Origin of the sequence: Chromobacterium sphagni (assembly GCF_001855555.1) — a bacterium.
GTDB lineage: Bacteria > Pseudomonadota > Gammaproteobacteria > Burkholderiales > Chromobacteriaceae > Chromobacterium > Chromobacterium sphagni.
The window spans coordinates 74304-96596 of sequence record NZ_MKCT01000072.1; the positions used below are offsets into that span (position 1 = coordinate 74304).

Here is a 22293-nt window from a genome sequence, read left to right on the forward strand (position 1 = left end):
TTACTTCAGATAGGGCAGATAGGGCGCCTCGTCGCGGATGGCGTACACCTTGCCGTTGAGGGTGACGGTGTAGTGGCTGGGGCCGGAAATCGGCAGGTAGTACACCACGTCCAGGCTGACACTCTGTCCGGCGCCCAGGCTCTGCCAGCTGGGCAGCTTCACCGATACCCGGTTGAAGTCGCCTTTCAGGCCGCCGACATTGCTGCCGCTGTGGCCGGTGCTGATCACCTTGAGCCCGAAGCCCGACTGGTCGGCGATATTGGCCGGCGCCGAGGTCGGCACGTCGAACTGGAACTCGGTGCCGCCAGGCAGGGTGGTGCCGGAGCGGTTGGTAATGGTGAGCTTGGGATTGATCGGATAGTTGTTGTCGCCCAGCGCGAAGCCACCCAGGCTGAAGCCGACATCGATGGCCGCCGCCGGGGCCGGCGCGGCGTCGGCGCGGCGGGCGCTGACCTTGGCCGGCTGGCTGAAGGTGTTGTACAGCAGGTTGGTCAGGGTATTGCCGATGTAGTACTCGCCCTGGCCGTTGTTGCGCTGTGCGTTCCAGTCGTAGTCGCCGGCCAGCTCCCAGAACATCACGCCGCCGATGTTGTTGGAATCGATCCAGGCCGCCTTCTGCGCGATCGACTGCTCATCCTCGGTGGACAGGAACACGTTCTTGCCGGCGTTCCACAGCCACGGCGCCGCCAGGGTGGCGTTGTAATTGCGCTGGTAAGTGCCGGTTAGCTGGTTGATCTGCTGGCTGGTGTCGATGCCGTAGGACGCGAGATAGCTGCCGGCGATGCCTTTTTCCAGGTTCTTGGCGTGCCACATCGGGTTGGAGCCGCCGGGGATCTCCTTGCCGTTGTCGTCCAGATCGTGCCAGATATTGTCTATCCCCACCGCGCCGTCGCCGCATTCGGTGAGCCCCGTCGGGCAGTTACTGCCCACCGCGCTGCCCCACAGGCCATTGCTGCCGCCGATGACGTTCTTCCAGCCGCGGGTGTAGTAGGGCACGCCCATGTTGACGCGGGAGGACGGCAGGCCGCCGCGGTAGTAGTGGTAGGCCCAGTCGGTGTTGAGATAGCCGATATTGCCGTACTGCGCGGTGCCGTAGACGTTCCAGAAGGTCAGTTCGGCGTCCTTGCCGTCGTCGTACAGCGCGGCGTTGGGGCCGACGAAGCGGTTCCACGCGCCGTGCAGGTCATACGACATCACATTGACGAAGTCCAGGTACTTCAGGCCCTGGAAGGTTTCCATGCCGCGCAGCAGGTAGCCGGAGGCCGGCACCGCGGCGGTGATCTGGTAGTAGTGGCCGTCCTGGGCTGCGGCGCGGTCCAGCCGGTCGCGCAGCGTCTGCAGCAGCGCGACATAGCCCTTGGTCAGCGAGCCCAGGCGCGCGTTGGAGAAGGTCCAGTCCAACGGGTTGCCGGCGTTGTTCATCGAGGTCGGGTATTCGAAGTCGATGTCCACGCCGTCAAAGCCGTACTTGCGCAGGAAAGCCACCGCGGAGTCGGAGAAGGCGTTGATGCCGGCCTGATTGACGCTGCCGTCGGCGTTGACGGTCATGCTGTAGAAGCCGCCGCTGGCCACGCGCTTGCCAGAGGCGTCGAAGTAGCCGCCGGTTTCGGCCCAGCCACCCACCGAGATCAGCGTTTTCACGCCGGGGAATTTGCGCTTGTATTGGGTCAGCAGGTTGAAATGGCCCTTGTATGGCAGGCTGGCGTCCATCTCGGCGCCGGCCACGCCGGGCCAGGTCATGTCGGTGGCCGGGTTGCCGGCTGCGCTGTCGTTGACCGACAGCTGGTTGTTGCCGTCCACATGGGCGAAGGCGTAGTTGATGTGGGTGAGCTTGCCCCACGGGATGTTGTTCACCAGATAGGCCGGGCTGCCGTCCTTGCCGGTGCGCCAGCTGGTGAAGTAGCCGATGATGCGCTTGCGGCTGCCGTTGGCCAGCTGTTCATTGCCGCCTTGCTTGTAGACCGCGCAGTAGGGCACGTCGACGCCGCTGGTCTGCGCCAACGCTTCCGGCCGACACAGCGCGTTGCCGGCGGGAGCGGGCACTTGCACCAGAGGCGGATCGGGCGGGGGATTGGGGTTGCCGCCGCCGCACTGGCCTATCAGTTGCCAGGGGCTGGCGTCGCCGGCCGCAGGGGTATTGCCCTGGGTCCACCATTTTGCCTGCCAGGTCTGGTTCTGGTAGCTGACGCGCTGGCCGCCGGTATAGACGGTGGCCGCGCTCCAGGTCGGATCGGTGCATGTGGCGTCGGCGGTCTTGACCAGCCAGGCGGCCTGCAGCGGCTGGAAGGGGCTGCCGGTGACGGCGCCGGTGCTGGCCAGCAGCGCGGCCCCGCCCAAGGCTCCGGCTGCCAGCCCGCCCTTCAAAAGCATCAGGGTTTTGCTCACTCTGTCCTCCTGTTTTAGTGATGGTAGTGATGGTGCGGCGGTGAAAGATGCGGCCACTTGTATTTAAGTGGTATTAACAAATGGAATGTAGTGGTTAGGATTAAAAATGCCCCTGTTCTTTTTGTCAGGTGTGCTTGAAATCATCGCAATTGAAGGAGTGGCCCGAGGCGTCGCCTTGGACTGACAGGCTGGACTAGAAAGGGCGTGTGCGGTTTTGTTGCGCGGCATCGACCCGTTTGGCCGGCGGCGGACGCGGCGAGGGAGTGGAAGGGAAATCGCCAGGCTGGGACGGAAAAGTGTAGCGCGCCTACGTCACATTGCCGGGAGGGCCGGCAAATGGAGGCAGGATGGCGTGGGCGACAGTAGGTAAATTACATACCAGATACAGACCATCCGGCAGGGGCTGTCAGGAGGTTTTCCAGCGGGCGGAGCCCGCCGGGAGGGGCTCAGTGGTGCGGCGACATCGGGTGGTGATTGGGCGCGGGCAGGAAGCCCTGGCTCAGCAGATGCCAGGCCAGCCAGGCCAGCGCCAGCGCGCCGATGACGGTCGCCGCCATCACCAGCGCCTTGAGCGGCGGACTGAGGCTGGCGTCGCCGGCTTCTTCGCTGTCCGGCGCCGCGGGCTGATTGGGCGCTGTGAGCGCTGCGGGCTCCGGTTCGGTGGCCGGGGCTTTGATTTGAGGCGTGGCCTGGCGGACGGCGACGGACTCCAGGGGCTCGGCGGCGCCGGCAGGGGCGGAGGGGGGGGCACCCGCGATGCCGGCCTCGCCCAGCATGGCCAGGCGGCGGGTGAGCGGGGAGAGCAGTTGCAGCGGCGGCATGGCGGGCAGGGAGCGGCGCTGTTCGCGGATGATGCGGCTTTCGACGATCACGAACACGGCGGCGAGCAGCGGCACCGCGATCTGCAGCGCCGGGGCCTGCGCGGCCACCCAGTCGCTCCACAGCGGATCGGACACTGCCAGGCTGCCAGCGAGCCAGCCCAGCACCGCCGCGCCGGCGGGGATCAGCAGCGGGTAGCCGTCCATCAGCCTGGCCAGCAACAGGCTGCCGTACATCAGCAAGGGCACGCTGAGCAGCAGGCCGAAAAGCAGGAACAGCAGGCTGCCCTGGGCGGCGGCGGCCAGCGCCACCACATTGTCCAGGCTTAGCGCCAGGTCGGCGCTCACCACCAGCATCACCGCGTTCCACAGCTGCCGGCTGTGCCCGGCCTGTTGCGCCAGCTGCGCGCCGTCGTCGCCCGCGCCGTCTTCCCCCAGCAATAGCTGTATGGCGATCACCAGCAGGACGGCGGCGCCTATCAGCTTGAGCATCGGCACCATCAGCAGCACGCCGGTGAGGGCGGTGAGCAGGAGGCGCAGCGCGATGGCGAAGCCGGTGCCCCACAGCACCGCGCGGCGGCGCAGCTCGTCCGGCAGCGCGCGGCAGGCCAGCGCGATCACCAGCGCGTTGTCGCCGCTGAGGATCAGGTCGAGAAACGAGACCTGGAAAGTCAGGCCGAAGGCGTGGGCTAGGCTGTCGGGTTCCATGGATTCATCCAGTATGAGGCGTTAGCCCAGGCTGCCGACCAGGCCGGAATACAGGCTGAAGCCGGCGACCAGGACAAACAGCGCCGCCAGCAGCAGGCGGTAGCCGCGCCCGGGCTTCAGCGGCGGGGGGAGCTCGCGGCTGGCCAGCCAGTACAGTCCGGCCAGCATGACCGGCAGCAGCAAGGCATTGGCGACCGAGGTGGCGATGGACAGCTTGACCAGATTGACGCCCGACGACACCAGCGCGCCGGTCACCATCAGCATCGCCGCGAAGCTGCCGTAGAACCACGGGGCTTCCAGCGGATGTTTTTCCAGCGATTCGCGCTTGCCGGCCAACTCGCCCAGCGTCCAGGCGCTGGACAGGCACACCACGATGGTGGCGACCAGCGCGCCGCCGGACAGCGCCAGCGCGAACAGCAGCTTGCCGCCGGTGGGGCCCAACAAGAGGGTGAAGCCGCCGGCGATTTGCGGGATGGTGTCCAGGCTCTCGCCGCCGGCGCCGTTGCCGAAGGCTGCCGCGGCGGCGATCAGGATCCCGGCGGTGATCACCTGGCACAAGATGGCGCCGATCAGCGTGTCCAGCCGCGCCGGTTTCAGGTCGGCCAGCGTCAGTCCCTTGTCCAGCATCGCCGACTGCTGGTAGCACAGCGTCCACGGCATGATGCAGGTGCCAATGTTGGCGGCGGCGAGCAGCAGGAAGTCGTGGTTGCCCAGCGGCAGCTGGGTGAGCTGGGCCAGCATCTGGCCGGGATCGGGCCTGGCCAGCCAGGCTTCGGCCAGGAAGGCCAGCTCGAACACGCCCAGGCCAATGGCGATGCGTTCTACCGAACGGTAACTGCCGGTGCAGACCATAATGAAAATCAGCGCACACAATAGCCCTATGGTGTGCCACACCGGGATGCCGAACAACTGGCCGACGCCGGCCAGGCCGCTGAGCTGGGTGGCCAGCGCCCCCAGGCAACTGGTCAGCAGCAGGGCTGCCGAAGCCAGTTCGGCGCGACGTCCCCAGCGCTGGCGCACCAACTCGCCATAGCTTTTCCCGGTGCCCAGCGCCAGCCGTATCGTCAGCTCCTGCGCCATGTAGAGTAGCGGAATCAAGAGCAGCAGCAGCGGCAGCATGCGGTAGCCCCAGTGCGCGCCGCTCTGCGCCGCGGCGATCACGCTGCCAGTTTCGGTATCGGCCAGCATCACCACCAGGCCGGGGCCGATGGCTGCCAGCAGATGGCGCAGTCGGCGCAGCGTGGCGGCTTGCAGCAGCATGCCGGCTTCGCTCATGGCTTGGCCCCGGCTGGGCCGTTCTTCAGATCATGCAGCAGCGCCGAATCCGGCGACAGCACCAGCACCGGCGAGGAGTCGGCGAGCGACTGGCGGTAGGTCTGCAGCGAGCGGTAGAACTTGTAGAACTTGGGGTCGCGGCTGAAGGCCTGGGCCAAGGTGCGACCGGCCTCGGCGTCGGCCTCGCCATGGGTGATGGCGCTTTGGCGCTGCGCCTCGGACAGGATCACGGTGCGGTCGCGGTCGGCCTTGGCCTGGATCTGCTGCGCCCATTCCGCGCCCTGGGCGCGCAATTCCTTGGCTTCCTGCTGGCGCGCCGATTTCATCCGGTCGTAGATGGCCTGGCTGGTTTCCAGCGGTAGGTCGGCGCGGTGCAGCTGCACCTCGGTCACCTCCAGGCCCAGCGGGCGGGCGCGTTCGGTCACCTCCTGCTGGATGCGCGCGACGATGGCGAGGCGGCGCGGCGACAGCAGGTCGGAGAGCGGCGCCTTGCCCAGCTCGCGCCTGAGCGAGGTGCTCACCAGCTGGGTCAGCTGCGCGCGCGCCTGCTCCTCGGTGCGCAGCGCCTGGTAGAAGCGCAGGGTGTCGGCGATGCGGTAGCGGGTGTAGGTTTCCACCTCCAGCCGCTTCTCGTCGCCCAGGATCACCTGTTCCGGCGGCGGCGCCAGCATCTGCAGTCGGGTGTCGTAATACTGCACGCTGTCTATCAGCGGCCACTTGAACTTGAGGCCGGGTTCGCTGTTGACGTCCACCGGCGCGCCCAGCCGCACCACCAGCGCCTTTTGCCCCTCGTTCAGCGTGTATTGCGCCGACAACGCCAGCCACAGGCCGGCGATGCCCGCCGCCCAGCCGATTCCGCGCCATTGCCTGTTCATCAGCGGTTCTCCTTGCCGGCGGCCTTGGGTTTGTCCTGCAGCTGCAGCAGCGGCAGCACGCCGCTGCCGTTCTTGCCGGAGCCGTCTATCACCACCTTGCTGGCCTTTTTCAGCATGTCGTCCATGCTTTCCAGATACAGGCGCCAGGCGGTGACGTCCTTGGCCTGGGCATAGGTCTGGTAGACCGAGCCGAAGCGCTTGGCCTCGCCCTGGGCCAGGTTGATCACCTGGCTGCGGTAGGCTTCCGACTCCTGGCGGATGCGTTCGGCCTCGCCGCGCGCCTTGGGCAGGATGTCATTGCTGTAGGCCTGCGCCTCGTTGCGGGCGCGCTCCTGGTCGGCGCGGGCGCGCTGCACGTCGTTGAAGGCGTCTATCACCGCCGCCGGCGGGTCCACCCGCTGCAGCTGGACCTGTGTGATCAGGACGCCAGCCTGCTGCGCGTCCAGCCGCTGCTGGATCAGGGCGCGGGTTTCCTCGGCCACCTGTTGGCGGCGGTTGGACATCGCCGCCTGGATCGGGGTGCGCGAGATTACCTCGCGCAGCGCACCTTCGGCGGTGATGCGCAGCGCCAGTTCGGGCTCCTTGGCGCGGAACAGGAACTGGCCGGCGTCCTTGATGCGCCAGAACACCGCGCAGTCAGCCTCGACGATGTTCTCGTCGCCGGTCAGCATTTGCTTTTCGCGCGGATCGGCGGCGTCCGGCGGCGAGCCTTCGTAGATATTGGCCAGCTTCAGCTGCTTGATCTGGGTGACCTTGGGCAGCTGGATGGTCTCCACCGGCCACGGCAGATGATAGTGCAGGCCAGCCGAGGTGGTGTCGCTCCAACTGCCGAAGCGCTGCACCACGCCCTGTTCGTCCGGCTCCACCCGGTAGATGCCGGAGGCGAGCCAGCCGACGGCGATCAGCCCGCCCAGCAGCGCCAGGCCCTTGCCCCGCATGCCGAGCAGCTCCAGCGTATGGTCGGCGCGCCGGCTCAGGGAGGCGAGCGGCGAGTCCGGAGCGGGCGGAAGAGGAGGGGTAGGGCTCTGCATGCGGGGCGTATCCTGATTTTAACCATGCTATTAGTTGGGTTTAACGCGGCGGATGCCGACAGGATGACATCCGTTGCCAATTTAACCTATTGCGGCAAGCTTTGGCGGACGGCAAGCGCGCGCCGATTTTACCTTTATTGCATATCGTGGCGCGGCGGACGTATGCTGGCTTATCGGGCAGATGGCCGGTGAACGGCGCCGGCAGCTTCGTTGCCCGTCTGAAGGGGTCTGTGGATGCAACCGTTGACGCGATTCTTATTGAAGGTAGCTGGAGGCGTGCTGGCGCTGATCATCCTGGCGAATGTGCTGGACAAGACCGTGTTGAGCTGGACCGTGATCAACCCCGGCTATACCGGCATCAAGATCAACCGGCTGGTGGACCGCGGCATCAGCAAGGAAAACGTGGTCACCGGCTTTGTGTTCTTCAATCCGATCCAGAGCGTGGTGGTGGTGTATCCCACCTTCGTCCAGCGCGAGGTGTGGACCCGCTCCGCCAACGAAGGCGGGGCCTCCAACGAGGAATTGAGTTTCAACACCAAGGATTCAGTGCCGGTGTCGATAGACGTGGCGGTGTCCTATCTGCTGAGCGCCGACAAGGTGCCGGCGTTCTACACCCGCTTTCGCGCCGACGACATCAGCAACTGGACCCACGGCTATCTGCGCGACACCGCGCGCAACATCGTGGTGGCCATCGGTTCGGAATACAGCTTCGACGACGTCAACGGCGTGAAGAAGGAGGAGTTTCTCAGTCGGGTGGCGGCGGAGCTTAACCGGCGCACCATGCCGATAGGCGTTTCCATCCAGCAGTTCGGCCTGGTTGGCGCGCTGCGGCCGCCGCCGGAACTGGCGAATGCGGTGAATGCCAAGACCAAGGCGATCCAGGACTCGATCCGCACCGAGAACGAAGTGCGCGCAGCCACCGCCGAGGCGAAGAAGAAGGTGGCCATCGCCGAAGGCGAGGCGGCCGCCAACCGCGCGCTGGCCTCTTCCTTGGACGACAGGCTGCTGGCCTGGGAGAGGCTGAAGCTGCAGCGCGCCTATATCGACAAATGGAACGGCCAGATGCCCAGCGTGGTCAGCGGCGGAGACGGCGGCGGCATGCTGCTCAACCTGCCGGCGCCGGCGCAGAAATGACTGCGTCAGATCAAGCCGCAGGGCTGGATTTGACGTTAGCATGACTCATGGCCGGCTACGGTCGGCCATCCCTACCCACCCAGGAGCTTGCTCATGTTTCCCGAATACCGCGATCTGATTTCCCGCCTGAAAACCGAAGACCCGCATTTTGGCCGCCTGTTCGACCTGCACAACCAACTGGATCAGCAGATCAAGAACATGGAAGCGCGCATTGTCCAGGCCTCGGCGCTGGAGATTGAAAACCTGAAGAAGGAAAAACTGAAGCTGAAGGATGAACTGTACGTCCTGTTGAAAGCGCACACGTCCTGAGTCCGCTGCCGCCGTTTTCTCCATCGGCCGGAGCCATGCGCTCCGGTTTTGCATTTCCGGTCAGCGCATTGAGAAAGTTGCGACTAAAACTAAAAAACAATTCCAGACCACGGGGAAGGCCTCCATGCATTTCGATGAAATCCACAGCAGCCATTTTGTCACCCTCAGCCGCACCCCGTTGCCGCACACCCTGATCGAGCAGGCGCTGGTCAATATCGGCGGCGGCGGCAACGAGGGCATGAATTTCCGCAAGCAGGCGCTGGCCGCCGCCGGCTGGCACTACGATGGCTTGGTGCCGTTCGCCAAGCATCCGGACAAGGCCGCCCAGGCTTTCAACCGCCTGCGCGCGGCACTGGCGTCTTTTACCACCGCCGAGCAGTTGATGGCGGAGCTGGAGGCCGAGTAGGCGTGATTGCCAGCGCCGGGCGCGCTGGTGGACAATAGCGCCGCGCCGGTCCTTTCGGCGCCGGCGCGGCCCAGACTGCGGCGCTGAATGGATAGCCAGGAGGCGCAATGGGCAAGCGGGTGTTCGGCAGCATCGATTCTTTTGTGGAAAGCCCGGAAGCCGATCTCAAGCTGGGGCGGCTGGTTGCCAACTTCGGTTTTCTGCAGGCCTTGCTGCGTTATGCGGATTTCGACGAATTCCATCTGTTCTGCCCCACGCTGGACAACCTGAAGCTGGTGCAGCAGCGGCTGGAGGCCTGCGTCGACGACGCGCTGCTGTCCAAGGTGGTGTTGTCCCATCATTTCAATGTGCCGGACGCGCTGTCGCGCACCGACTTTTCCGCTTTCCACCTGGGCGACTGGTACTGGTATCTGTCCAAGATGGCGCGCCTGCGCGCACGCCATGCCAGCCATCCGCTGCCCCTGACCGCACCGATCCACAGCCTGAACGGCGGCGACATGTTCGACAAAGTGGCGGCGCTGGCCGCCGCGCCGCTGCTGCCGGGGGACGCGCTGTTCTGCACCTCCACGCTGGGCATGGGGGTGGTGGAGCGCCATCTCGATCACGCGATGGCGGGCGGCACCGGCAGCCGGCCAGCCTGCCGGTTGCTGCCATTGGGCGTGGACGAGGAGTATTTCACCCGGCGCGACCGCGCCGCCAGCCGCAAGCAGCTGGGCCTGGCGGATGGCGGCTTCTATCTGCTCTATGTCGGCAGGCTGTCGGCCGCCACCAAGGCCGACCTGGTGCCGATGCTGTATCTGCTGGCCCGCTTGCGGCTGGAGGGGCCGGGCACCGACTGGCGGCTGCTGCTGGCCGGCGGTGCTTCGGCCAGCGATCTGGACAATCTCAGGCAGGTGGTGGCGGAGTTGAGGTTGGAAGGCGCGGTGGCCGTGCTCGGGCCGGTCAGCGACGCCGACAAGCACGCGCTGCTGAGCGCGGCCGAGGTGTTCGTGTCGCCGGTGGACAATTTCCAGGAAACCTTCGGCATCTCCATCATCGAGGCGATGGCTGCCGGTTTGCCGGTGGTGGCGTCCGATTTCGACGGCTACCGCGACCTGGTGCGCGATGGCGATACCGGCTTCCGCATTCCCACCCTGGCCACCCGGCCGCCGCAAGTGGTGGGCGATATGCTGGAGGTGCTGGAGCCCAACCTGTCCTCGCTGATCTATGCCCAAGGCGTGGCGCTGGACATGGATGCGTTTGGCCGGCGGTTGATAGCGCTGGCCGACAATCCCGCTTTGCGTCGGCAGATGGGCGAGCGCGGACGGGCCGTGGCGCAGGCGGAATATTCCTGGCGCGCGGTGATCCAGGGCTACGACGCGGCCTGGCGCCAGCTCAAGCGCGAGGCCGACGCGGCCGGATTGCCGCCGGCGGCGGCGCAGGGCAGGCCGGCCATGTCGGCCATCTTCCACGACTACCCGACGCGCCATCTGGCGGATGAGTTGATGTTGGAGTTGACCGCGTTGGCGCATGCCATCCTGCGCGCCGAGCTGCCGATGCCGGCCACCTATGCCGAAGTGGCGCTGCTGGGCAGCGGCGAGCTGCTCAGCCACACGGTGCAGGCGCTGCTGGCCGGGCCGCAGACGGCGGCATCGATCCGGCGCATGGTGCAGGGCCAATTGCCGGTGGCCGCCGACCATATCGACTACCAACTGGGCTGGCTGCTCAAATACGGCCTGTTGCGGCTGGCGGGGTGATACCGGCGCCTCCTGGCTAGGATAGGCAGCGCCGGATTCGCTCATGCCGGCTGCGGCTGGTCCAGCAGCCGATGGCCGTAGGAGTTGTCTATGGTGCAGTGCCAGTCGCCATTGGCGTCCAGGCCGAACACATAGGTGGCGTCGCGGCAGGTTTCACCCAGCTGATCCGACCTGATGCGGGTTTTGGCCAGCACCAGCGCGGTATTGCCGTTTTGCAGGATGTGCAGCGCGTCCTGGGTCACCTGCAGGCTGTGGTTGAAGTAGGCGGCGATGGCGACGAAAGCCTGGCGGATCTGCGCCTTGCCGCTGGCGTTCTGCCCGGGACGGATCACCAGCACGGCGTCGTCGGCGTAGAAATCCAGCAGCCGGTCAAAGTCTTCCGCGTTGATGGCCGCGTCGGCGGCGGCGACCAGCCGGGCGATGGGATGGTTGTGCATCTGGGGTCCTGGATGGGTTCAATACCGGATTCACGGTAAATGCGTTTGACATTTTCGGCAAGGGGCCGCGCCGCGTCAGTCGCTGCGGTAGTGGCGGCGGATGGCTTGGAGACGGCCATCGGCGCGGATGCGGTTGAGTGCGTCCTGCAGCCGCCTGATCCGCTCCGGCGGCGTTTTCCGGTTCAGCGCGAACCAGTATTCCCGCTTGCCGTCCAGCAGCAGCGCGGGGGTGACCGATTTTCCCGGCTCCCTTTGCAGGCGCAGCTGCCAGGCCATCGCCCAATCCAGCATGGCCACCAGATCCAGGCGTCCCAGTTGCAGTTTTTTCAGGTTGGTGGCGTCGCTGCGGCCGATATCCAGCGCGCTGCCCGACTGCAAGCCCTGCGCGGCGAGCTGATTGGCCGCGGCCGAGCCGGCCAGCGCGCCATTGTGGTAGCGCTGCAGATCGTTCTGCGAAGCGATGCGGATGTCGTCGCGCGCCGCCAGCCGGTACAGGTAGATGCGGCGCGGGCCGATGGGGCCGACCCAGAGGAATTGCTGCTCGCGCTCCGGCGTGCGCACGATGGTGTATAGCAGCGTGTCCGGTGTTTCCTCGACTTTGGCGTAGGCCCGCAGCCAGGGCAGGGCATCGATGTCGAGGCTCAGGCCGGCTTCCTTGGCCACCAGTCGCAGCACTTCGGTCGAGTATCCTTTTATGCTGCCGCCATCAAGATAGTTGAGCGGCGGCACATCCTCGGTATAGGCGTGAATGTCTGTTGCCGCGGCGGCGGCGCCGCTGCAGCAGCATGCCGCCGCTATCAGCATCGCGATATTTCTGGCCACTGTGTTTCCCCCTATCCCGCCCATTGCCCTTGCTGTTATGACTGACAGCATAGGAAAGCAAGATTACCATTTTGGCGGCGGCGGCGAGATGGCTTCAGCGGCGGCGGAAACTCAGAAGCAGCACGTCGCGGGTACCTTCGCGGCCGGGGTCCAGTTGCGCCACCGGGGTGACGCCGTGCAGCACGCGTTCGTCGTTGACCAGGGCGATATCCAGCGGATCGCTGAGCGTGAATTCGGCCATAGGCTGGTGCTCCAGGTCGTAGAGTTCGGTGGCGCCGTTCACCAGATTGCTCCGCCGCACCATCATCATCAGCAGGAAGTGCACGCCGTCGCGGTGTATGCCTTCGGGGGTGGGCTTGCCATGCTGGCGGTTGCGGGCTTCGATGCGGAACTGGTGGGCCTCGATATGCCAGTGGGTATAGGGGGCCAGCTTGCCGAACACTGCGCAGCCCAAGCCCAGCACCGACTGCATGGTGGCCCCCAGCAGGATCTCGTTGCGTATCGGCTCGAAGTGGCGGGCAACGCCGCCGTTGAGCGGGTTGTACTGCCGGCTTTGATAATGGGGCTGGTGAGCTTCGGCCCGGGCGCGCCGCGCCGACGGTTCGGCGCTGAGGGTAGCGTGCAGCCGCTGGCGGTAGCTGCCGCCGTCGGCCATGAATTTGTCCTGCTGCAGATGGTTCCAGCTGTCTTGGAATGCGGTCCAGTCGGCCAGCCCGTCCGGATCGTGCTGCAGCAGCAGGCTGCGCGACAGCTGGGCCGGCAGCAGGCAGAAATCCTGGCGCGCCATGCGCTGGCACAGAGTTTCCAGTTGAATGTCCTGATTTTGCAGCGTGTGCAGCTGGGTGGCGCTGAGTGCTGTTGTCATCTTTGTCTCCCCGGTTCTTGTCATTTGTTTACTAATTTTGCGACAAATGCATTAAAAAACAAACAATTTTATTTAAATTGAATTTTATGTTTCCATGCAAAACAGTTGTGACATGAATAAATACCTGAAGAGCCCGCCATGGCTTGGCTGAAGTTGCGCAATGCTGCAAGATGGCCGGACGCGCAAGCGTTAGCGGCATTATGGTTCCATCAGATTACAAGGAGTGAAACAGCCTTATGAGCCTCTGGTTTCCTGTCGTCCGCCGTTTCATCGTCATCCGCATGCTGCTGGCCAGGCCCAGGCTGGTGTGGTCGGCGCTGTTCGGCCTGTTGGTGGTGTTGTGCCTGCCCTATCTCGTCGCGATGCACGACGTCACCCGCTACATCGTCGGCTGGAACGCCGGCGCCTGGCTGTATCTGGCCTTGGTGGCCTGGATGATGTTTGGCCCGCGTCAGCAGCAGATCCGCCATTGGGCGCGGCTGGAGGACGAGGGCCAGTGGCTGGTGATGCTGCTGGTGGTGCTGGCGGCGATCGCCAGCCTGGCGGCCATCGTGATGGAGCTGGCGGTGGTCAAGGACATGCATGGCTGGCTGCGCGGCGCGCACATTCTGCTGGCGGTGATGACGTTGCTGTCGTCGTGGGCGTTCACCCATGTGATGTTCGCGCTGCATTACGCGCGCAATTTTTATGCCGAGCATGCGCGCGGCGGATCGGGCGGGCTGGAGTTTCCCGGCACCCGGTTGCCGGATTACGCCGACTTCCTCTATTTCGCCTTCATCATAGGCACCTCCGGCCAGACCGCCGACGTCAGCTTCACCGATAGCCGCCAGCGCCGCACCGGCACCGCGCATTGCGTGTTGTCCTTCTTCTTCAACGCCACCGTGCTGGCGCTGATGATCAATATCGCCGCCGGATTGATCTGAGCCGGCCGGCGCAAGACAAAACGCCACCGGCAAGCGGTGGCGTTTTCTATCGTCGGCCTGCGGCTCAGGCGTCGGGCGGCTCGGTGTCGATGAAGGACTGGCGGGTGGACAGCCTTTGCAGCAGCGCGTCCAGGTTGGGATGGCTGGCGCGCCAGTCCAGTTCCGGCGCGCGGAAGTCCAGATAGCCCAGGCAGCAGCCCACCGCGATGTCGGCCAGGCTGTAGCCGTTGCTGGTGCACCATGGTTTCTCCCCCAGATCCTGCGACAGGGTTTGCAAGCCGCGGACGATCTTGCCGCGCTGGCGTTCCACCACTTCCTCCATCTGCTTTTCCGGCGGGCGGCGGCGCTCCAGCACGATGGCGACCATCGCGTCTATGATGCCGTCGGCCAGCGCTTCCCAGCGCCGGGTGCCTATCAGCTGGCGATTGTCCTGCGGCAGCAGCCGCGAAACCGGCGAGCTGTTGTCCAGGTATTCGACGATGACGCGCGAGTCGTACAGCGTGGAACCGTCGTCCAGTTCCAGCGCCGGCACCTTGCCCAGGGGGTTGAATTCCGGGACGCGGCTGTCCTCGCTCCAGGGCGTGTCCTCCTCAAGCGGGCAGTCGATTTTCTTTTCAGCCAGCACGATGCGGACCTTGCGGGCGTAAGGGCTGGTCAAAGAAGCGATCAGTTTCATGTTCGAGGCGATGGCGAGAAGTCGGAGGGAGGCGTCGGCCCTAGGGCCGACCAGAGCTTACTTTAGCGCAAGCCGGCCGGGGCTGAAAGCCTTACTTGAGTTCGACCTTGCCGCTGACCTGCAGTTGCAGCTGGGTTTGCCCCGGCTGCAGATCAGGTTGGCTGACATTGGCCTCGCCGGATGCCATCGCGGATTTCATCATCATCACCGGAGGCCGGAAGCCATGGTTCTGCTGGCCGATGTCAAGCTGCTGGATGCTGACGGCGTTCTTGCCCAGCGCGCGCGCGGCCACTTCCGCCTGGTTTTTCAGGCTGGCGATGGCTTCGGGGATCATGCCCTGTTCGGCGTTGCGGCGGGCCTCGTCGGAGACGCCGAACTGCACGCCCTCCAGCAGCATTGTCTGTTGCAATTTGGCGATCAGCTCTGCGGCCTGGGTGAAGTCCTTGCTCTTGAGCTGGATTTCGGAGCGGCCCTGCCAGCCGGTGATCTTGCCGTTCTTGTCATAGCTGGGCCAGGTGCTGTAGCTGCCGCTGGACAGCTGCACATGGCCGTAGGCGCGGCCCTGGGCCAGGCCGTTGGCGGTGGCCTTGTTCAGCCTGTCGGCCAGCACCGCGGCCTGGCTGTTGCTTTGTTGCACATACAGGGTGGCGCTGATCTGGTCGTTGGCGATGTCGCGCTGGGCGCTGGCCGACAAGTTGAGCTGGATACCTTCTGCGGCGGCCAGCGGCGCGGCGGTGGTCAGCAGGCAGCACAAAAGCATGGGCTTCAGGCGGGATTTTTTCATTTTGGCTCCTTGGCGAAGTGTGGCTGGAAGTAGACTCCGCTTCGATCCGCTTGGCAAGGGCTGGTTCCGCGCCGGCAGTGTGAAAATGGCCGAGCGGAAATGCCGAACGGCCGATAAAGCGCCGTTCGGACAGGGTGTGGCGCGGCTGCCTCAGTCTATGTATTCGTAGCCTGGCAGGGTGAGGAACTCGACGAAGTCGTCGGAGGTGGTCAAAAGGTCGAACATCTTCGCCGCGTCTTCATACTGCTTGCTCCAGCGGGCGCCGTATTCGCCCTTCAGCTTGGCCACCTCGCGGGCCTGCAGCTCGCGGAACAGCTCCAGCGTCACCTTGCGGCCATCGTCCAGCACGCCCTTGGGGCTGCGCAGCCATTGCCAGATCTGCGAGCGCGAGATTTCGGCGGTGGCGGCGTCTTCCATCAGATTGTGGATAGGCACGCAGCCGTTGCCCGATATCCACGATCCCAGGTACTGGATGCCGACGTTGATGTTCATCGCCAGGCCGGCCTCGGTGATCGGCGTTTCCGGCTGGAAGTTGAGCAGGTCGGCCGCGCTGACGCTGACATCCGGACGCTGCTTGCAGATCTGGTTGGGTTCCTTGCCCAGCACGCTGGTGAAGGCCTCGTTGGCGATGGGCACCAGGCCCGGGTGGGCCACCCAGCCGCCGTCGTAGCCGTCGGTGGCGTCGCGGTCCTTGTCGGCCTTGACGCCGGCCAGCGCCTTCTCATTGGCGGCGGCGTCGTTCTTGATCGGGATCAGCGCCGCCATGCCGCCTATCGCCGGCGCGTTGCGCTGGTGGCAGGTCTTCAGCAGCAATAGCGCGTAGGAACGCATGAAGGGCACCGTCATGGTGATCTGGGCGCGGTTGGCCAGGCAGAAGTCGCGGTTCTGCCGGAATTTCTTGATGCAGCTGAAGATGTAGTCCCAGCGGCCGGCGTTGAGGCCGGCGGAGTGCTCGCGCAGTTCGTACAGGATTTCGTCCATCTCGAAAGCCGCGAGGATGGTCTCGATCAGCACGGTGGCCTTGATGCTGCCTTGCGGGATGGCCAACTGGTCCTGGGCGAACACGAACACCTCGTTCCACAGCCGCGCCTCCAGATGGCTTTCCATCTTGGGCAGGTAGTAATAGGTGGCGCTGCCCTGCTCGCGCAGGAATTCGATGTTGTGGAAGAAGGACAGGCCGAAATCGAACAGCGCGCCGGAAACGATTTCGCCGTCCACCTTGACGTGCTTTTCCATCAGGTGCCAGCCGCGCGGACGCAGCAGCAGGGTGGCGACGCTGTCGTTAAGCCGGTACGGCTTGCCTTCCGGGCTGACGTAGGAAATGGTTTTGCGGTAGGCGTCGCGGACGTTGATCTGGCCGGCGATCTGATTGTCCCAGCTGGGGCAGTTGGAGTCCTCAAAGTCGGCCATGAAGCTCTTGGCGCCGGAGTTGAGCGCGTTGATCATCATCTTGCGCTCCACCGGGCCGGTGATTTCGACGCGGCGGTCCAGCAGGTCGGCCGGCAGCGGGGCGATTTTCCAGTCGCCGGCGCGCACGGCGGCGGTTTCCGGCAGAAAGTCCGGCAGCTTGCCGGCGTCGAGCTCGGCCTGGCGCGCCGCGCGCCCGGCCAGCAGCCCGCGGCGGGTCTGCTCGAAGCGGCGGTGCAGTTTGGCGACGAATTCCAGCGCCTGCGGGGTGAGGATTTCGCTGTAGGCCGGGGTGATGGGGGCGAGGACTTCCACGCCCTGCGGAAGGGTGACTGCCATGCGCGTGCTCCTGAGTGGAAAGATGGAATGACCATGTGCTGCAATGCAATGTTTGACAGTCTATTCGCCAGCCTAGTAAAAAGAAATGACATTAAACGCATAACATTTTTTACTTTAAGGTAAGTAATGGGCGAGCTGAAACAGCTGGAGACCTTTGTCGCGGTGGTGGCGCTGGGCAGCTTGTCCGCCGCCGCCAGGCAGCAGGGCGTGGTGCCGGCCATGGTGGGGCGGCGGCTGGACGCGCTGGAGGGGAGGCTGGGCGTGCGCCTGTTGGCGCGCACCACTCGCCGGGTGACGCTGACCCAGGAAGGCGAAGCCTTCTATGAGGATTGCCAGCGCATCCTGGCCGATTTGTCAGAGGCTGAGGCGGCGGTGGCGTCCGGCAGCGGCAAGGCGCGCGGCCACCTGCGGCTATCGGCGCCGGCCGGCTTCGGCCGCCGCCACGTGGCGCCGCATGTCGCCGCCTTTCAGCGCCTGCATCCAGAGGTGAAGGTGACGCTGGACCTGTCCGACCGGCTGGTGGACCTGTCGCGCGACCGCATCGATTGCGCGATCCGCATTTCCGATCTGGCCGACTCCGCGCTGGTGGCGATGCGGCTGGCGGAAAACCGCCGCGTGGTGGTGGCGGCCCCGGCCTATCTGGCCTCGCGCGGCGTGCCGCGCGCGCTGGAGGATCTGGCCCGGCACAACTGCCTGTCGCTGGGTGAAAGCCAGAGCCGCGGCTGGAGTTTTGTCCGCGATGGCCAGGCAGTAAACCTGAAAGTGTCTGGCAGCCTGGAGTGCAACGACGGCGCGGTGCTGCACGACTGGGCGCTGCAGGGACTGGGTCTGGCCTGGCGCTCCTTGTGGGAGGTGAAGGACGACTTGTCCGAAGGCCGGCTGGCGACGGTGCTGGACGACTTTTCGTCGCCGGACTACCCGGTGTACGCGGTGGTGCCGCAACGGCGGCTGCTGCCGGCGCGGGTGCGCCACTTCGTCGAGCACCTGCGTGCCGCCTACGCCGCGCCGGGTTATTGGGATTGAGTCCGCCGCCGCCTCTTGCTAAGGTACGGGGCTGCCAGGGGCCGGGCGAATGAAAACAATGAACAAATACCATCAGATCTATTCCGACATCGTCGCAGACATCGACAACCAGCGCTTCGTCCAGGATGACAAGATTCCGTCCGAGTCCGAGCTGATGCTCAGCTACGAGGCCAGCCGCGGCACCGTGCGCAAGGCGGTGGACATGCTGCAGGAGCGCGGCTATGTGCAGAAGATACACGGCAAGGGCGTGTTCGTGCTCAAGCCGGGCAATATCGAATTCCAGCTCAGCGGCATCGTCAGCTTCCAGGAGATGAACGAGCGCATGGGGCGCAAAGTGGAATCGCAAGTGGTGGAACTGGCGGAAGTGGCGGCCGACGCCGCGCTGAGCAAGGCCATGCGGCTGGCCGAAGGCGCACCGCTGGTCAAGATCAAGCGGGTGCGCAACATCGACGGCGAAAACGTGATTCTGGACGTCAACCATTTTGTCGCCGCGCTGGTGTCCGGCCTCAGCCGCGAGGTGGCGGCAGGATCGATCTACCGCTACATCGAGCAGCAGCTGGGGCTGACCATCAGTTATTCGCAGCGCATCATCGAGGCGCAGCCGTGCAGCGACGACGACCGCCGCTACCTGGACCTCAACGGCATGGACCACGTGATCGTGGTCAAAAACCTGACCCACCTCTACGATGGGCGGCTGTTCGAATACACCGAGTCGCGCCATAGGCTGGACAAGTTCTACTTCACCGATATCGCGCGGCGGTGAGGGCGGGCCTTTCCTTGCGACCGCATTCTCCTTTCGGCTTTTATCTATATTGAGTCCGCCGCGCGGACGATGATTTTGCTGGCGGTTCCGCCCGCCGGACGGGCAAGGGAACTGGCGGGACAGTTCCCTTGCAACCCTAGACGGCCCCCGTGGCCCGAGAAACTCCGACAAAACAGCCGAAGGGGGATGGGCGGCTGACGGCCAACGATTCGAATGTGGGAGTATTGCGCCCTTGTCTACCCTTTCTACTCGCCTAACGGCCCGGCGCAGAGCCATCTGCCCGGGCCGCTCCTTTTTGTACTGTTGCGAAATACCGGCAGTCGACTTGATATTTGGCTAACTCGTATGTACGAGTATTGACCAACTGGTATGTACGAGTTAATTTCCCGACAGTTGCCACCAAAACAGCCGCCGCACGCAGGCGGGTTTGCGGCATGGTGTCGGCAAGGCCGGCCCGCGCCGCGCAGGAACAGGGAGAGACGATGAGCCACGACTATCGGCGGATTGCCGCGCAAATACTGGAAAACATCGGCGGGGCGGACAATATCCGCCAGGCCGCCCATTGCATCACCCGGCTGCGCATCTCGTTGAAGGACGAAAGCCTGGTGCGGCAGCAGGATTTGCGCCAGGTGGCGCTGGTGAAGGGGCAGTTCAGCAACGCCGGGGTGTTCCAGATCGTCATCGGCTCCGGCGACGTCGACCGCGTCTACGCCGAGCTGGTGAGCCAGGCCGGCATCGCCCGCGCCACCATCGCCGACGTCAAGGCCAGCGGCGATCAGCGGCAGAACCGGCTGCAGCAGCTGGTGAAGGTGTTTTCCGACGTGTTCATGCCGATACTGCCGGCCATCATCGTCGCGGGCCTGCTGATGGGGGTGAACAATCTGCTGGGCGCCAAGGGCATGTTCCTGGCGAACCAGAGCCTGCTGGACGCCTATCCGGGCCTGTCCGGGCTGTGGGGGCTGATCAATATGATGGCCAACACTTCCTTCGTGTTCCTGCCGGCGCTGGTGGGCTGGTCGGCCGCCAAGCGCTTCGGCGGCAGCGAAATCCTGGGCATCGTGCTGGGGCTGCTGCTGGTGCATCCGGATTTGCTCAACGCTTGGAACTACGGCAAGGCGGCGGCCGGGCTGGACGGCGCCGCGCTGCCTTACTTCGACATCTTCGGCTTGAAGATAGAGAAGGTGGGCTACCAGGGCCAGATCCTGCCCATCCTGGCCGCCACCTGGGTGATGTGCCGGGTGGAGCAATGGCTGCGGCCGCGGGTGCCCAACGCGGCGCAACTCTTGATGGTGCCCATCGCCACCATCGTGGTCAGCGGCGTGCTGGCGCTGGCGGTGATAGGCCCGCTGGCGCGCCACCTGGGCATCGCCGTCACCGACGCGCTGGTGTATGTGTTCAATCTGGCGCCGTGGCTGGGCGCGCTGCTGTTCGGCGCGCTGTACGCGCCGCTGGTGCTGACCGGCATGCACCACATGTTCATCGCGGTGGACCTGCAGCTGATCGCCAACCAGGGCGGCACCTTCATCTGGCCGATGATAGCCTTGTCCAATATCGCCCAGGGCAGCGCGGCGCTGGCGATGTTCTGGCTGGCCAACAGCGCCAACGAGAAGAGCATGGCTTCCACCTCGGCCGTCTCTGCCTTCTTCGGCATCACCGAGCCGGCGATGTTCGGCGTCAATCTGCGCTACAAGCTGCCCTTCTACGCCGCGCTGGCCGGGTCGGCCTGCGCCGCGATGCTGATCACCGCCGGCCAGGTGAAGGCGTCCGCCATCGGCGTGGGAGGGCTGCCGGCCTTCATTTCCATCATTCCGCAGCATATCCCGCTGTTCCTGGCCGGCGCTCTGGTGGCGCTGGTCGTCCCATTCGGCCTGACCTGGCTGCTGGCGCGCCGCCAGCTGGCCGCCGCCGGGCAGGAGGCGGCCCGTCATGCGTAAGGACATGAAGCAGGCGGTGGTGTACCAGATCTACCCCAAGAGCTTCAGCAGCCACCGCAACCAAGCCACCGGCGACCTGCTGGGCGTGGAGGACCGGCTGAATTACCTGGCCTGGCTGGGCGTGGACTATCTGTGGCTGACGCCGTTCTACCGCTCGCCGCAGCACGACAACGGCTACGACGTCAGCGACTACTACAGCATCGACCCGGCCTACGGCAGCATGCGGGATTTCGAGCGGCTGCTGGCCGAGGCCAAGCGGCGCGGCATCGGCGTGATGCTGGACATCGTGGTCAACCACACGTCCACCGAGCATGAATGGTTCCGCCAGGCGCGGCAGGGGCGCGACAATCCCTACCGCGACTTCTACATCTGGCGCGACGCGCCCAACAACTGGCAATCCAAGTTCGGCGGCAGCGCCTGGGAGTACGATGCGCATAGCGGCCAGTACTATCTGCACCTGTTCGACAAGACCCAGGCCGACCTCAACTGGGACAACCCGCGCGTGCGCCAGGCGGTGTTCGAAATGATGCGTTTCTGGCGCGACAAGGGCGTGGCCGGCTTCCGGCTGGACGTGATCAACCTGATTTCCAAGGACCCGGCCTTTTCCGAGGACGACAGCGACGGCCGCCACTTCTATACCGACGGCCCGCGCGTGCACGAATACCTGCAGGAAATGCACCGCGAAGTGTTTGCCGGGCATGAGCTGTTGACGGTGGGGGAGATGTCGTCCACCTCGCTGGCGCATTGCGTCGATTACTCGCGGCCGGACCGGCGCGAGCTGGCGATGACCTTCAACTTCCACCATCTGAAAGCGGACTACCCTGACGGCCGGAAGTGGCGGCTGGGCGAGCTGGACTTCATCGCCTTCAAGCGCATCCTGTCCGACTGGCAGCAGGGCATGCACGCGGGCGGCGGCTGGAACGCGCTGTTCTGGTGCAACCACGACCAGCCGCGCGCGCTGTCCCGCTTCGGCGACGACGGCGAATGCCGCCGCCAGTCGGCCAAGATGCTGGCCACCGCATTGCACGGCTTGCAGGGTACGCCCTACATCTACCAGGGCGAGGAGATAGGCATGGCCAATCCCGGCTTCGCCGACATCGGCCAATTGCGCGACGTGGAAAGCCTCAACGCCTATCGCCAATTGCTGGCCGACGGCTTTGCCGACGCCGAGGCGATGGAAGTGATACGCCGGCGCTCGCGCGACAACGCCCGCACGCCCATGCAGTGGGACGACGGCGCCAACGCCGGCTTCAGCGCGGCCGAGCCGTGGATAGGCGTGGCGCCGGACGCGGGCATGGTCAATGTGGCCGCCGCCATCGGCGACAGGGATTCGGTGCTGCACCACTACCGCGCGCTGATTGCGCTGCGCAAACAGTACCCGGCATTCGCCGACGGCGACTACCGCTGCCTGACGCCGGAGCATCCCAGCCTGTGGGTGTACGCCCGCGCCGCCCGCGACGAGATGCTGATCGTGGTCAGCCACTTCGGCGACGACAGCGTGCGCTACCGCCTGCAGGAGGGAACGGTTCCGTCCGGCTGGCGGCTTGAGCTGTTGCTGTCCAACTATCCGCCGTCCAGTGACGGCCAGTTGCGGCCCTGGCATTCCTTGCTGTACCGCGCGGCGCCGCCGGCCCGCTGACTCC

Annotated in this window: 20 protein-coding genes; 9 read left to right on the forward strand and 11 right to left on the reverse strand. The window is 65.2% G+C overall.

Features of this window, described 5'->3' with window-relative positions:
- The 5 genes from BI344_RS20255 to hflK form a co-directional block, all read right to left on the reverse strand.
- Positions 1 to 2385, reverse strand: coding sequence for a chitinase C-terminal domain-containing protein (locus BI344_RS20255; protein WP_071114603.1), 2385 nt, complete (start codon positions 2383 to 2385; stop codon positions 1 to 3).
- Positions 2386 to 2831: 446 nt separating this feature from the next.
- The gene (locus BI344_RS20260) at positions 2832 to 3911 is read right to left on the reverse strand and encodes a YjbE family putative metal transport protein (RefSeq protein ID WP_071114604.1); all 1080 of its coding nucleotides are present in this window, start codon (positions 3909 to 3911) and stop codon (positions 2832 to 2834) included.
- Between the two features lie 21 nt (positions 3912 to 3932).
- The gene (locus tag BI344_RS20265) at positions 3933 to 5186 is read right to left on the reverse strand and encodes an NRAMP family divalent metal transporter (protein WP_071114605.1); all 1254 of its coding nucleotides are present in this window, start codon (positions 5184 to 5186) and stop codon (positions 3933 to 3935) included.
- Positions 5183 to 6061 carry a protease modulator HflC gene (hflC, locus tag BI344_RS20270; RefSeq protein WP_071114606.1) on the reverse strand — a complete coding sequence of 293 codons (879 nt, stop codon included), beginning with the start codon at positions 6059 to 6061 and terminating at the stop codon, positions 5183 to 5185. Before hflC ends, BI344_RS20265 begins: the two co-directional genes overlap by 4 nt.
- Complete coding sequence (hflK, locus tag BI344_RS20275) at positions 6061 to 7092, reverse strand: FtsH protease activity modulator HflK (protein WP_071114607.1); 1032 nt, start codon at positions 7090 to 7092, stop codon at positions 6061 to 6063. The genes hflC and hflK overlap by 1 nt, the downstream gene beginning before the upstream one ends.
- A gap of 243 nt (positions 7093 to 7335) precedes the next feature.
- Between hflK and BI344_RS20280 the strand changes: the two genes are divergently transcribed.
- From BI344_RS20280 to BI344_RS20295, 4 genes are all read left to right on the forward strand, one after another.
- Entirely contained in the window at positions 7336 to 8226 is an 891-nt protein-coding gene (locus tag BI344_RS20280) for an SPFH domain-containing protein (RefSeq protein WP_204378011.1), read from the forward strand.
- 93 nt (positions 8227 to 8319) lie between these two features.
- Entirely contained in the window at positions 8320 to 8535 is a 216-nt protein-coding gene (locus BI344_RS20285; protein WP_071114609.1) for an HP1242/YdcH family protein, read from the forward strand.
- Positions 8536 to 8659: 124 nt separating this feature from the next.
- Positions 8660 to 8941 carry a hypothetical protein gene (locus tag BI344_RS20290; RefSeq protein ID WP_071114610.1) on the forward strand — a complete coding sequence of 94 codons (282 nt, stop codon included), beginning with the start codon at positions 8660 to 8662 and terminating at the stop codon, positions 8939 to 8941.
- A gap of 107 nt (positions 8942 to 9048) precedes the next feature.
- A complete protein-coding gene (locus BI344_RS20295) occupies positions 9049 to 10677 on the forward strand; it encodes a glycosyltransferase family 4 protein (protein WP_071114611.1) in 1629 nt (542 codons plus the stop codon).
- Between the two features lie 41 nt (positions 10678 to 10718).
- Here the strand turns inward: BI344_RS20295 and BI344_RS20300 are convergent, their stop codons facing one another.
- The 3 genes from BI344_RS20300 to BI344_RS20310 form a co-directional block, all read right to left on the reverse strand.
- The gene (locus tag BI344_RS20300; RefSeq protein ID WP_071114612.1) at positions 10719 to 11114 is read right to left on the reverse strand and encodes a YybH family protein; all 396 of its coding nucleotides are present in this window, start codon (positions 11112 to 11114) and stop codon (positions 10719 to 10721) included.
- A gap of 75 nt (positions 11115 to 11189) precedes the next feature.
- A complete protein-coding gene (locus BI344_RS20305) occupies positions 11190 to 11936 on the reverse strand; it encodes a substrate-binding periplasmic protein (RefSeq protein WP_241499420.1) in 747 nt (248 codons plus the stop codon).
- Between the two features lie 94 nt (positions 11937 to 12030).
- The gene (locus BI344_RS20310) at positions 12031 to 12801 is read right to left on the reverse strand and encodes a 2OG-Fe dioxygenase family protein (RefSeq protein WP_206600446.1); all 771 of its coding nucleotides are present in this window, start codon (positions 12799 to 12801) and stop codon (positions 12031 to 12033) included.
- A gap of 236 nt (positions 12802 to 13037) precedes the next feature.
- Here BI344_RS20310 and BI344_RS20315 point away from each other — a divergent pair, with 236 nt between their 5' ends.
- Positions 13038 to 13724 carry a DUF1345 domain-containing protein gene (locus tag BI344_RS20315; RefSeq protein ID WP_071114614.1) on the forward strand — a complete coding sequence of 229 codons (687 nt, stop codon included), beginning with the start codon at positions 13038 to 13040 and terminating at the stop codon, positions 13722 to 13724.
- A 64-nt stretch (positions 13725 to 13788) separates the two neighbouring features.
- Here BI344_RS20315 and BI344_RS20320 read toward each other — a convergent pair whose 3' ends face one another.
- The 3 genes from BI344_RS20320 to aceB all read right to left on the reverse strand — a co-directional run bounded on the left by BI344_RS20320 (position 13789) and on the right by aceB (position 16930).
- A complete protein-coding gene (locus BI344_RS20320) occupies positions 13789 to 14400 on the reverse strand; it encodes a glutathione S-transferase (protein ID WP_071114615.1) in 612 nt (203 codons plus the stop codon).
- A gap of 91 nt (positions 14401 to 14491) precedes the next feature.
- Positions 14492 to 15184, reverse strand: a complete 693-nt coding sequence (locus BI344_RS20325; protein WP_071114616.1) for an SIMPL domain-containing protein — start codon at positions 15182 to 15184, stop codon at positions 14492 to 14494.
- A 150-nt stretch (positions 15185 to 15334) separates the two neighbouring features.
- Entirely contained in the window at positions 15335 to 16930 is a 1596-nt protein-coding gene (aceB, locus tag BI344_RS20330) for a malate synthase A (protein ID WP_071114617.1), read from the reverse strand.
- A 126-nt stretch (positions 16931 to 17056) separates the two neighbouring features.
- Here aceB and BI344_RS20335 point away from each other — a divergent pair, with 126 nt between their 5' ends.
- The 4 genes from BI344_RS20335 to treC all read left to right on the forward strand — a co-directional run bounded on the left by BI344_RS20335 (position 17057) and on the right by treC (position 22289).
- On the forward strand, positions 17057 to 17953 hold the full coding sequence (locus tag BI344_RS20335; RefSeq protein ID WP_071114618.1) for a LysR family transcriptional regulator: 897 nt from the start codon (positions 17057 to 17059) through the stop codon (positions 17951 to 17953).
- A gap of 49 nt (positions 17954 to 18002) precedes the next feature.
- Positions 18003 to 18716 carry a trehalose operon repressor gene (gene treR / locus BI344_RS20340; protein WP_241499421.1) on the forward strand — a complete coding sequence of 238 codons (714 nt, stop codon included), beginning with the start codon at positions 18003 to 18005 and terminating at the stop codon, positions 18714 to 18716.
- A 482-nt stretch (positions 18717 to 19198) separates the two neighbouring features.
- Positions 19199 to 20650: a PTS system trehalose-specific EIIBC component gene (treP, locus tag BI344_RS20345; protein ID WP_071114620.1), complete on the forward strand. Its 1452-nt coding sequence runs from the start codon at positions 19199 to 19201 to the stop codon at positions 20648 to 20650.
- Positions 20643 to 22289 carry an alpha,alpha-phosphotrehalase gene (gene treC, locus BI344_RS20350; protein ID WP_071114621.1) on the forward strand — a complete coding sequence of 549 codons (1647 nt, stop codon included), beginning with the start codon at positions 20643 to 20645 and terminating at the stop codon, positions 22287 to 22289. Before treP ends, treC begins: the two co-directional genes overlap by 8 nt.
- Positions 22290 to 22293: the final 4 nt, after the last annotated feature.